Source organism: Pseudomonas sp. TE4620, assembly GCF_056279045.1.
In genome coordinates, this window is record NZ_JBWBQO010000001.1 from 2,100,086 (window position 1) to 2,111,359 (window position 11,274).

The 11,274-nt window shown below is 63.3% G+C and carries 11 protein-coding genes; 4 read left to right on the forward strand and 7 right to left on the reverse strand.

Annotation, left to right across the window (positions count from 1 at the left end; all coding sequences use genetic code 11):
- Window positions 1-41: 41 nt before the first annotated feature.
- From ACZ9A3_RS09830 to ACZ9A3_RS09855, 6 genes are all read right to left on the reverse strand, one after another.
- Window positions 42-968, reverse strand: coding sequence for a class I SAM-dependent methyltransferase (locus tag ACZ9A3_RS09830; RefSeq protein ID WP_230090851.1), 927 nt, complete (start codon window positions 966-968; stop codon window positions 42-44).
- A 100-nt stretch (window positions 969-1,068) separates the two neighbouring features.
- Complete coding sequence (locus tag ACZ9A3_RS09835; RefSeq protein WP_258597684.1) at window positions 1,069-2,322, reverse strand: OprD family porin; 1,254 nt, start codon at window positions 2,320-2,322, stop codon at window positions 1,069-1,071.
- Window positions 2,323-2,406: 84 nt separating this feature from the next.
- Entirely contained in the window at window positions 2,407-3,795 is a 1,389-nt protein-coding gene (locus tag ACZ9A3_RS09840) for a tripartite tricarboxylate transporter permease (RefSeq protein ID WP_476252473.1), read from the reverse strand.
- Window positions 3,792-4,268 (reverse strand): hypothetical protein, encoded by a 477-nt coding sequence (locus tag ACZ9A3_RS09845; RefSeq protein WP_093383092.1) that lies wholly within the window; start codon window positions 4,266-4,268, stop codon window positions 3,792-3,794. Before ACZ9A3_RS09845 ends, ACZ9A3_RS09840 begins: the two co-directional genes overlap by 4 nt.
- 58 nt (window positions 4,269-4,326) lie before the next feature.
- A complete protein-coding gene (locus ACZ9A3_RS09850; RefSeq protein WP_093383089.1) occupies window positions 4,327-5,238 on the reverse strand; it encodes a hydroxymethylglutaryl-CoA lyase in 912 nt (303 codons plus the stop codon).
- Entirely contained in the window at window positions 5,238-6,524 is a 1,287-nt protein-coding gene (locus ACZ9A3_RS09855) for a hydroxymethylglutaryl-CoA reductase, degradative (RefSeq protein WP_476252474.1), read from the reverse strand. Before ACZ9A3_RS09855 ends, ACZ9A3_RS09850 begins: the two co-directional genes overlap by 1 nt.
- 138 nt (window positions 6,525-6,662) lie before the next feature.
- On the opposite strand from ACZ9A3_RS09855, the gene ACZ9A3_RS09860 reads away from it, so the two are divergent.
- Together ACZ9A3_RS09860 and ACZ9A3_RS09865 are read left to right on the forward strand one after the other, a co-directional pair.
- Window positions 6,663-8,033 (forward strand): aminotransferase-like domain-containing protein, encoded by a 1,371-nt coding sequence (locus ACZ9A3_RS09860; RefSeq protein WP_093383083.1) that lies wholly within the window; start codon window positions 6,663-6,665, stop codon window positions 8,031-8,033.
- Window positions 8,034-8,366, forward strand: a complete 333-nt coding sequence (locus ACZ9A3_RS09865) for a hypothetical protein (RefSeq protein WP_476252475.1) — start codon at window positions 8,034-8,036, stop codon at window positions 8,364-8,366.
- A gap of 33 nt (window positions 8,367-8,399) precedes the next feature.
- Here ACZ9A3_RS09865 and ACZ9A3_RS09870 read toward each other — a convergent pair whose 3' ends face one another.
- Complete coding sequence (locus ACZ9A3_RS09870) at window positions 8,400-9,284, reverse strand: LysR family transcriptional regulator (RefSeq protein ID WP_045198920.1); 885 nt, start codon at window positions 9,282-9,284, stop codon at window positions 8,400-8,402.
- Window positions 9,285-9,408: 124 nt separating this feature from the next.
- Between ACZ9A3_RS09870 and ACZ9A3_RS09875 the strand changes: the two genes are divergently transcribed.
- Both ACZ9A3_RS09875 and ACZ9A3_RS09880 read left to right on the forward strand, forming a co-directional pair.
- The gene (locus tag ACZ9A3_RS09875; protein WP_476252476.1) at window positions 9,409-10,314 is read left to right on the forward strand and encodes an amidohydrolase family protein; all 906 of its coding nucleotides are present in this window, start codon (window positions 9,409-9,411) and stop codon (window positions 10,312-10,314) included.
- Window positions 10,315-10,323: 9 nt separating this feature from the next.
- The gene (locus ACZ9A3_RS09880; protein WP_258597689.1) at window positions 10,324-11,211 is read left to right on the forward strand and encodes an isocitrate lyase/PEP mutase family protein; all 888 of its coding nucleotides are present in this window, start codon (window positions 10,324-10,326) and stop codon (window positions 11,209-11,211) included.
- Window positions 11,212-11,274 lie beyond the last annotated feature (63 nt).

Sequence of the window (11,274 nt, forward strand, 5' to 3'; positions counted from 1 at the left end):
GGGTGCAGGGGGCGATGATTGATCACGCCGCCCTGCGACTGTTACTGCACCGGGTTGATGAACGGCCCACCGGTGACCTGGACGAACAGCTTGCGAAACTCTTCGTTCTCAGGGGTAAGGATCAGTGCCTGACGCAGGAACTCCACGCCCTCGCGGGCATTGTCCAGCTGGCAATTGAGGGCGAAGGCCAGGTACAGGTTCTGGGCGTTGAAGAAATCGTACGACAGCGCGACCTTCACCAGGTGCAGCGCACCGTTCAGGTCCTGGGCCTGAAAGCGTGCGTTGAACTCCTGGTTGAACTGACTGGCGTCGCTGGCGCTCAAGGCCGACAGCCCGGGTTGCTTGCGCAACACCACGGTGTGGCCATTGCCGACTTTCGAATCGGTCTCTTCGATGGTTTCGATCAGCCAGTGCCCCAGGCCTACCGAGTTGATCATGTTGATCGCCCGCAGCATGCTCTGTAGCGAGAACACATGGTAGTGCCCGCGCCAGTTGTATTCAGGCATCACGCTCATGTCGACGCGTTTTTCGAACGCATCGATCATCGACTCCAGGGTGGTCAGGGCGCGTACCCGGTCATTGGGGTCGGCGTTTCTTTTCGGGAAGATGCAAAAGAACACGCCATCGTCCTTGATCACCCGCGCGGCCTCGACATAGGCGGCAAACAGGTTGGGCACGTGTTCGATGACGTGCGAGCTGATCAGGTAGTCGAAGGTTTGATCGGCGAACGGTATGTCGGTGAAATCGCCCAGGGCGTCGATCCGGGCAGGCGGGACCTGGTAGTTGGCCTGTTCGTTCTTGTAGAGGTTGAAGTCTTGCAAGTCCAGCGGGTACAGAAACGACTCACCGTCACAGGGGCCCAGATTGAGGCAGTCTGGCAAGTAAAAAGCGTTATGGCTGGCAGCGCCAATCTCCAGACCGGCACCCTGGCAATACTTGTTGGCCAACGCCATACCCATCTCGTTCATATCGAATCCTGTCTGCCCCTGAAAATAGATGTCAGGCCGAGTATACGGCCTGACACAGTGGTTATCGGCAGGGGCGGCAGATTGTTGAGGGCGCCAGGGATTAAAGAAACTTGATCGGGTAATTGACGATCAAGCGGTTCTCATCGATGTCGTAGTTGCTGAAGTCCCGGCGCAGGGTCGAATTGCGCCAGCGCAGCGACAGGTCCTTGAGCGGGCCGCTCTGGAACACGTAGCCCAGCTCCGTCTCGCGGCCCCATTCCTTGCCGTTGCTGGTGGCGCTGGTGTGCACATGATCACCCGACAGGTAGCGGTTCATCAGGGTCAGGCCCGGCACGCCGAGGGCAACGAAGTCATAGTCGTGGCGCAACTGCCAGGAGCGCTCGCGGGCATTGTCGTAGCTTGAGTTGTAGGTGTCGTTGGCCAGCGGGTAGCCGGCGGTGCCGTTGACCCGCATCCAGCCGGTCTCGCCATACACCCGCTGCAGGCCGAGGGAGAAGGTGTGTGCGCCGGTTTTCGCAGACAGCATCAGCGTTGCGGTTTTGTTGTCCAGCTGGCCTGCCTTGGCCGCGCCGTCTTCATCGCCCAGAAACAGGCCAAGGTTGGCGCCCAGCTTCCAGCTACCCACAGCCTGGCTATGAATCAGGTTCAAGTACTGCTGCTGGTAGATGTCCTCGAGCTGGGCATACCACAGGCCCACCTGGGTTGCCTTGTCGTTGAACAGGTACTCGCCGCCGGCAAAGTTGAAACGGTCCGAGGTGGCGTCGGGCCGGCCGGTCATGAACATGCGCTCCATGCTGGCGTCGTTGCGCGGGCTGTTGCCGCGAAACTGGCCGGTATAAAGGGTCAGGTTGTCGATTTCCCGTGAAGTCAGCTGGGCGCCGCGAAAGGTCTGTGGCAGCGAGCGGCCATCGTCCGAGCGCAAGATCGGCAACAGCGAAACCCATTCACCGACTTTCAGTTCCGTCTTCGAATAGCGGGCCTTGAGCGCAACCCCCAGGCGGCCAAAGTCGTCGGCCGGGCGGCCGTCATCGTGCACTGGCAGCAGTTGCGTACCGGCCGTGCCGCGACCGCCATCGAGCTTGACCGAGTACAGCCCCAGCAGGTCGACGCCAAAGCCTAGCGTACCCTGGGTGAAGCCCGAACGCAGGTCGAAGATGAAGCTTTGCGTCCATTCCTCGGCCTTGCCCTGGGGGTAGGCCGGGTTTACGAAGTTGCGGTTGTGGTAGAAGTTTCGCAGGTTCAGCGACGCCGTGGTGTCGTCGACCAGGCCGGCTGCCGAGGCGCCAAGCGAGGCTGTCGAGCAGATCAACAGTGACGCAAGGTTTGCGGTTTTGGTGCGTGCAAGGATCTTCATTATTGTTATTTCCTTTCTAGTGAGCGCAGCAAGCCCTCGCAGCGCAAAGGCCGCGAAAAATGGCGGTTACAGGAGGAGTGGGGGTCAGGCGCCGATGAGGGCAACCAGTGCGGGCACGGTGAGCACGGCGGTGTAGTAGCCCATGAACTGCACGCCGATGTTGAAGCCCAGAAAGCGCGAGAGAAATCCGCCCAGCAGGCCAATGGTGACGATCACCAGCAAACCGAGCAGGCCGCCTTCCCAGATGCCGATCACCAGGATCAGGCCGACAAAGGTCGCGATCACCGCCTCATGGCTGATTTTGCGCGACACGTAGGAGGCTGCCCGGTGCGCGTAGTTCATGGTGAAGGGGTAGGCGATCAGGATGGCGACGATCACCGCCAGCATGCCGTAGCCGAGAAACTCCCAGGTGCTGAGCAGCGAGTGCAGGTTGTTGACCTGGCCGCTGGCGGCATCGACGCTAAAGCGCGGTGGTGCATTGAACAGCGGCGCAGCCGGGCCGGCGGCGACCGGGCTCAGCGGCAGGCCGAAAGCGATCAGCGGAATCAGCGCTTCGGCGATGTAGGTGGACTCGGTGACGCCGTTGCGCGCAGTGATCACTGTGGTCAGGCGATGGTAGACGTGCTTGACCCGCGAACCGACCGCCTCGCCGAGAATCACGGTCATGGCCACCGGGCTGAACACGAAGGTGGCGCTGGAGACCACCGCAGTAACGGCCGTCCACAGGCTTTGCTTGCTGTCGAGCACGCGCAGTGGGTTGGGAAAGAAACCGCCCCAGCTTTTTACGTCAGGCGACAACGAGAAGGTGCGCGGCTGCTGGCGACGCATGCTGGCGCGCTCGGCCGGCGCCAGCAGAGAGAACAGCGCGGCGATCAACGGGCCGATGGCAATGCCGAGGAAGTAGCTGACGCTGAGCTTGACCCCATGCTGCGCGGTCAGGGTCTGCAGGCCGATAATCACCATGACGAACGGGATCAGGGTCAACACCGCTGCCAGGCGGCCTTTGGAGAACCAGGCGATGGCCACCGCCGCCAACAGGAATACCCACGGCGCGGCATGCTTGATCATGTCGCCGAACGGCGCCAGCATTACCGCGAACAACACCGCCATGGGCACGGCGATCAGGGTGGCAATCACCGCGCCGGAAATCATCTTGCGCAGGGCAATGTGCGGAACCCCGAGGTTGCGCAAAAAGTTCGCTTCGCGCATCAACGGCGTGGCCATGGTGTCGCCCGGGATGCCGAGCAAGGCGGTCGGCACCGCATGGGTCATGTGCTTGGCCACGGCGCCGGCCAGAAAGAAGGTCAGCACGCCGGGGGCGGGTACACCCAGCAGTACCACCAACAGCGTCAGCGGCGCGAGGGTGGTGGTTTCATCGCTGCCGGAGATCAGGCCGATACCGGCAAAGATCACCGCGCCAAGAACCCCCATGCCCAGGGCGATCAGAAACTGATCCATCAACAGGGCAATCATGAGCGGCCTCCGGCGGCGCTGGCTGCGCGGACCACCACGGCAGGTGTCACGTCAGGGTTGTCCGGGGGTGAGCGCAGGCCTTTTTCGTAGTCGGCGAACAGGTCATACAGATCCATCTCGCGCAGTTCGGCAATCGTAGCCGCAGGCAGGTCGCTCAAACTGCCGAGAGGGCCGAATTCGTTTTGCAGCTCGACAAGGATTTTCGCCCGCCATGCCGGGTCTGCCAGGTGCTCGACAACGTTGCGCTTGGGCTTGAACAGCGCTGCGCTGATGGCGCCGCCGGCCAGGCAGCCGACAATACCGACCAGCATGGCGTAGGCGCGGGCCATTTGCAGCGACTCCACCCAGCCGCTCAGCAGGTGCTGGGCGGTGAAAAACGCGCCGAGGCTGACGCTGGCGCCAATGGCGATGGAACAGATCAGGTGACGACCGTCGACGGTGTCGCCCCAGACTTCGAACAGTTCGGCTTTCATCGGGATTCTCCCACTGCCCTTGCGGGCTTTTATTGTTATGAAGGTGAAGAGATAACGCTTATTGCATTGCACACAGGCGGCGTTGGGCGAGCAGGGCACGGGCGACCCTGGAGCCGGTCGGCCTGCCGAGTTCGGCACTGATGAACTCACCGGCATCGATCAGGGCGCCAAGATCGACGCCATGGTTCACGCCCAGGCCGTCGAGCAGGTACACCAGCTCTTCGCTGGCGACATTGCCAGTGGCGCCGGGCGAATACGGGCAGCCACCCAGGCCTGCGACCGAACTGTCGAACACCCGTACATCGGCTTCCAGCGCCGCATGGATATTGGCGATGGCCATACCGTAAGTATCGTGGAAATGCCCGGCCAGCGCGCTGACCGGCACCACCTGGCGACAGGCCGCGAGCAGCGCCCGGGTCGCCGCCGGCGTACCGGTGCCGAGGGTGTCGCCAAGGCTGATTTCATAGCAGCCCATGCCAAACAATGCAGCGCTGACCGCAGCCACGGCTTCAGGCTTTACTGCACCGGTGAACGGGCAACCCATGACGCACGACACGTAGCCGCGCACACGGATGCCGGCGTCACGGGCGCGGACCATGACCTGCTGGTACTGGCGCAGGCTTTGTTCGATCGAGCAGTTGAGGTTTTTTTGCGAGAATGCCTCGGAGGCGGCGGCGAACACCGCGACCTCCTGGCAACCCGCGGCGATTGCCGCCTGCAGCCCTTTGAGGTTGGGCACAAGCGCCGTCCAGGTTACCCCCGGGCGCACAGGCAACGCCTTGAACACCTCATCGGACCCGGCCATCTGCGGCACCCAGCGCGGCGAGACAAACGCCCCGGCTTCCAGGGTTTGCAACCCGGCGTCGGCCAGGCGCTGGAGCAATTGCACGCGAATCTGCGGCGACAGCGTCAGCTTTTCATTTTGCAGGCCATCCCTGGCGCCGACTTCGACCAGCCGTACCGCGTCCATTACTGCGCCCGCTTGTGCTTGAGCAGTTCTGCCGCCTTGTCGGCGCGCACATCGCGGGCCTCGACCATCTGCTTGACCAGCCAGTTGAGCTCATCGCCGCGGGCCCCGGCCGCCAGGGCAATGTTGCGTGCGTGCAAGGCCATGTGCCCGCGCTGAATGCCTTCGGTCGACAGTGCCCGCAGCGCCCCGAGGTTTTGCGCCAGGCCCACGGCGACGGCGATTTCGGCCAGTTCCTGGGCAGTTTTCACCCCGAGGATGCGCAGCGACAGTTGCGCCAGCGGGTGGGTCTTGGTGGCGCCGCCGACCAGGCCGACCGGCATCGGCATCTCCAGAGTACCGACCAGATGGCCCTGGCGGTCCTTTTCCCAGGTGGTCAGCGAGCCGTAGTGGCCGTTGCGGCAGGCATAGGCATGGGCGCCGGCTTCCACTGCGCGCCAGTCGTTGCCGGTGGCGACGATCAACGGGTCGATGCCGTTCATGATGCCCTTGTTGTGGGTGGCGGCCCGGTAGGGATCGACCACGGCAAAATTGTAGGCATCGAGGATGCCCTCGATGACCTCTTCACCGCTGTAGGCGCCCGTGCCCAGGTGCTCGGGAGCGATGCGCAACTGGGCCCTGGCCAGGCGCAGGTCGGCGAGGTTGGAAAGGATGCGCAGGCGCACCTTGCCGCCGGTGATTTCCTCCAGCAGCGGCGCCACCGCCTCGGCCATGGTGTTGACGGTGTTGGCGCCCATGGCGTCGCGCACGTCGACGATCAGGTGCACGACCAGCATCGGCCCGCGCGGGCTCTGGGCGAAGGTGTGTACTTCGATGTCGCGGCAGCCACCACCGAGGCTGTTGAGCAACTGGTCCTTGCGGTTGGCCAGCTCGATAATCTCGTCTTTGCGGCGCATCAGGCTCAGGCGGGCATTGTAGGGGTCGTCGATCTCGACGATCTGCACCTGGGCACGCATCAGTGGCAGCGAACTGGAGGTCTGGAAGCCACCGGCCTCGCGGGCCAGCTTGGCCATGAACGAGGCGGCGGCGACCACCGAAGGCTCTTCGACCACCAGCGGCACGATGACGTCGCGGCCGTTGATCTGGAAGTTGCTGGCCACGGCGTAGGGCAATTCGAAGGTGCCGAGGACGTTCTCGATCATGCCGTCGGCGATTTCCAGCGCCAGGGCGCCGGCGTCGCGAAGCAGGGCGAGGTCCTGCTCGGGCAGTTCGAGCACTGCTTGCAAGTGGCTCAAGCGTTCGGCAGGCGACATGGCGCGGAACATGGGCAGGCGGGAGTCGATGCTCATGGGGAGGGCTCTCTTGCAGTTATTGTTGTGAGATGGCGCCACCCTAGTCCGAACTGTTGTGCTAAAGAAGGTACAGTTTGGACAGACAGTACCCAAGCTGTACCCTCGGTGGATAAAAGGCATTCAGGACACCTGACGATGGCGCGGCTGACACTCGCAGAACAACTGGCGGCATCCCTGGCCGGGCAGATCGGCAATGGCACCTACCGGGTTGGCGAACGCTTGCCGTCGCTGCGCGAGTGCATGCGCCTGTTCGGCCATTCGAAAAACACGGTGATCAACGCCTATGAAGCGCTGGCTGCCCAGGGGCTGGTCGAGGCTCGCCACGGGCAGGGCTTTTTCGTCAAGCAAGGCGCACCCAACGGCCACGAAGCCGAAGAACCGATGCCCTACGAGCGGGCGATGGACACCATCTGGCTGATGCGCCAGCAGTTCGTCCGCGAGCCCGGCCACTCACCGCTGGGCGAGGGCTTCCCGCCGGTCGAGTGGCTGATGGACATGCGCCTGGACAAGTTCACCCGGCAGATCATGCGCACCGGGGTGACCACGCTGTTCCGCTATGGCAACCGCCTGGGCAACGCCAGCCTGCGCCAGCACCTGGTGCAGAAGCTCGCCAGTTATGCAATCAGCGCCAGCCCCCGGCAAATCGTCACCACCCATGGCGCCAACCATGCTCTGGACCTGATCATCCGCCGCTTCGTCGCCCCGGGCGACAGCGTGCTGGTCGAAGACCCGGGCTATTACCCGCTATTCGGCAAGCTGCAACTGCAAGGTGCGCGGATGCTCGCGGTGCCGCGTTTAGCGGATGGCCCGGACATCGAGGTGCTGGAGCAGCACCTGCGCGAGCACAGGCCCAAGCTGTTTTTCATTCAGTCGGTGGGCCACAACCCGACCGGCTCGGACATTTCCCCAAGCAAGGCCCATCGGTTGGTGCAACTGGCCGCAGAACATCAGTTCATCCTGGTGGACGACGACGCCCTGGCCGATTTCAAACCGGCCTCGGCGATCAAGGTCTCGGCGCTCGACCAGTTGCAGCGCTCGCTGTACGTCGGCAGTTTCTCCAAGTCGGTGTCGGCGGCGCTGCGGGTCGGCTTCATTGCCGGCAGCAAGGAGGTCATCGACGAGCTGGGTGACCTGAAGATGCTCCTGCACACCAGCAGCTCGGAGCTGTGCGAGCGCACCGTTGACGTGATCCTCACCGAAGGGCATTTTCTGCGCCACCTGATCCGCCTGCAGGAGCGCCTGAAAGCCGCCACCACGGCGGGCCTGCAGATGCTCGACGAGATCGGTGCCGAGGTGTTCGTGCGGCCAGAGCAGAGCCTGTACCTGTGGGCGCGGTTTCCTGGGGTCGAGGATGCCAAAGAGCTGACCCGCCAGCTATTGCCCAAGGGCTTCATGATTGCCCCCGGGCATATCTTTTCGCCCGAGCAGGCCCGGGTGAATCCGTGGACGCGGTTAAACGTGGCGTATTTGAATGATGCGCTGCTCAAGGCGATGGTGAGGGACTGAATGAGCGAAGACTACGCAGTATGGGATATCGATCAGATTCTTGAGGCTTACAGCCATGAGCCTGAACTCAGGGCGGGTGTCGAAGCCGGCCTGACAGCGTTGCTGGTTTTTCTCGAAAAGCATCAGCTTCTGACCTGTCGGGTAACCGATGCGCAAGGCAAGCTGTTCAAACGCGCGCTCATGGCCAGCGAGATAAGCGGGGAGGGCAAGCTGCTTACCCATGGCCGCAACAATCCGGTGCAGCGCTGGCTGGGCTCCAAAGGCGGGCAAAAGAATCCGCCGGAGATGAAACTGCTGGAAAAAGCCCTGGCCACGATTCGTAAAGCGCAGTGAAGGGGGGTGGAACCTGGTTTCACCTGCCAGCGCTTAGCGGGCAAACAACAGCTCGGCGAAGCGGTCGGCCATGGTCGGCTTGGACTGGGCAGGCCAGATGGCACTGAGCTCGAAGTGCGGCAAGTCGGCGCCATCGCGGATCTCGCTGTACTTCATGCCTTCGAATTGCAGGGCCTGCACCGTTGCCGGCAACAGCGAAACCCCCCGGCCGGCGGCAACGTAGGCGACGACCGTCAGGGTGCGGTTGGCCTCCTGGATAATCTCGATCGGGTGCCCGAGGCGGCGAAACGTGCCGACAATGGCATTGCGAATCAACGGCAACTGCTGTTCGGGAAACCATACCAGCCCGGTGGCGGCCAGTTGCTCCATGCCCACCTTGCCGTCTTCGCCCAGCGCGTAGCCACTGGGTAGCACGGCAATCAGCGGGTCCTGGCTGATGAGCTTCTCGCGCATGTTGCCCTGGATCGACACCGGCGTGTGCAGCAGGCCGATATCGATTTCGCCCCGTTGCAGGGCCAGGCCCTGCTCGGCGTTGCTCATCTCGCGCAGCACCACTTCTACACCCGGGTAGTTTGCCTGCATGCGGTCCAGTGCCCGGGGCAGGGCGCCGAACAATGCCGTGGAGACGAAGCCGATGATCAGCCGGCCGGCCCGCTTGGCGCCGATGGCGCGGGCACGCTGGGTGGCGGCGTCAATCCTGGCCAGGCTGACGCGGATGTCATCGATGATCGCGGTAGCCGCAGGGGTCAGCACGGCGCCGCGCCGCGAGCGCTCGAACAGCTTGACCCCCAGCTCGTTTTCCATCCGCACCAGGGCCTGGCTCAACGCCGGCTGGGCAATCCCCAGGTGTTCTGCGGCGCGGGTGATGCTGCCGGTGTCGGCGATTGCCAGGAAGTAACGCAGGTGACGGTTTTCCATAAGCCCACGGTATGAATATTGATCGTTGACATAATAGATATCAATCCAAGATTTTCATAGGATGGCACCAAGGATCGGATCCAATAAAGCCTTGCAGACCGGCAGGCAATAACAAGGAAGCGCAATGACCCAGGATGGCGAAAGGACGATCAGGCAGGCACACACCGCCGTAGGGTTTGCCGATCGTTGGGGCGCACAAGGCGCAGCGGTGATCAGCGCGATAGACAGCCACGCTCACGTTTTCGTCCAGGGCTTGCGCCTGGCTCCGGAGCGGCGACACACGCCGGACTACAACGCCTGCGTGGATGATTACGCCCGCCACCTGGCAGCCAACCGGATTTCCCATGGCGTGCTGGTACAGCCGAGTTTTCTTGGCACCGACAATACCTTTCTGCTGGCGGCGCTCGAACGCTATCCGTCGCGCTTTCGTGGCGTGGTGGTGGTCGCGCCGGATATCGACGAGCCACAGTTGCAAGCGCTGGCGCTGCAGGGTGTGGTCGGCGTCCGGCTGAACCTGATCGGTGTCCCCCTGCCGGCGCTGCGCAGCCTGCTGTGGCAAGGTTTTCTGGCACGCATCAAGGCCCTGGACTGGCACGTCGAGGTGCAGTGCCAGGCCCAGGACCTGCCGGGCCTGCTCAGCGTACTGCTGGCCAGCGGCTGCAAGGTAGTGGTCGACCACTTTGGCCGCCCGGACCCACGCCAGGCCGAGGCCGACCCGGGCTTTGAGTATTTGCTGCGCCAGGGCGACAGCGCCCGGCTGTGGGTCAAGTTGTCCGCTGCCTATCGCTGTGCACAGCCGGCTGCCGACCCCGGCGGCCGGGCCTTTGGGCAACGGGCCACGCGGCTTTTGATGCAGGCCTTTACCAGTGAGCGGCTGCTCTGGGGCAGTGACTGGCCTCATACCCAGCACCGCCAATGGGTCGATTACGCCGCGGCGAAGTCGGCGCTGGCCGACTGGGTACCTGACCCGCTCGAGCGCCACGACGTGGTGTGCCAAACCCCGAAGAAACTGTTCAAGTTCAATCCATAAGGAGTTTCCATGAGCCTTTCAAGCTTGCAGCGCAGAGCCGCTTTTCGTCGCCAGGTCGAAGCCCGCCAGGGGCTGCTGGTCGCCGGTGTATTCAATGCCCTGAGCGCACGGATCGCTGCCGATATCGGTTTTCAGGCCTTGTACCTGAGCGGCGCAGGGGTGACCAACATGGCGCTCGGCCTGCCGGACCTTGGTTTCGTCGGGCTGGACGAGATGGCTGCCCATGCCGCCCGGGTTCGCGATACCACCGACTTGCCGCTGATCGTCGATGCCGACACCGGCTTCGGCAATGCCCTGAACGTGCGCCACTCGGTACGGGTGCTGGAGCGCAGCGGGGCAGATGCCATCCAGTTCGAGGACCAGGTGCTGCCGAAGAAGTGCGGGCATTTCAATGGCAAGGAAGTGATCAGTTGCGCCGAGATGGTCGGCAAGCTCAAGGCGGCGGTCGATGCCCGCCAGGACCCGAACCTGCTGATCATCGCCCGCACCGATGCCTGCGCGGTAGAAGGCATGGAAGCGGCCATCGAGCGCGCCCATCGTTATGTGCAGGCGGGTGCCGATATCCTGTTCATCGAGGCCACCGAAAGCCTCGAGGACATCAGGCGCCTGCCGGCGCTGTTCAGCACGCCGAACCTGATCAACATCGTCATCGGTGGCAAGACCCCGACCTTGAGCCGCGATGAGCTGGCAGCGCTCGGCTACGGCATCGTGCTCTACGCCAATGCCGGCCTGCAGAGCGCCTCACTGGGCATGCAACGCGCCTTGGCTACGCTGCTGCGCGACGGCCGCCTGGACGAAGATCCGTCGCTGGTGGTGCCGTTCGCCGAGCGCCAGCGCCTGGTGAACAAGACGATGTTTGATCAACTTGAGCGTCACTACGCCGCGCCTGACAGGTAATTGAACTGCGGCGCCTGCCGCGTATCAACGTCCTTGCGTGCATCTGAATAACAACGTGTGAAA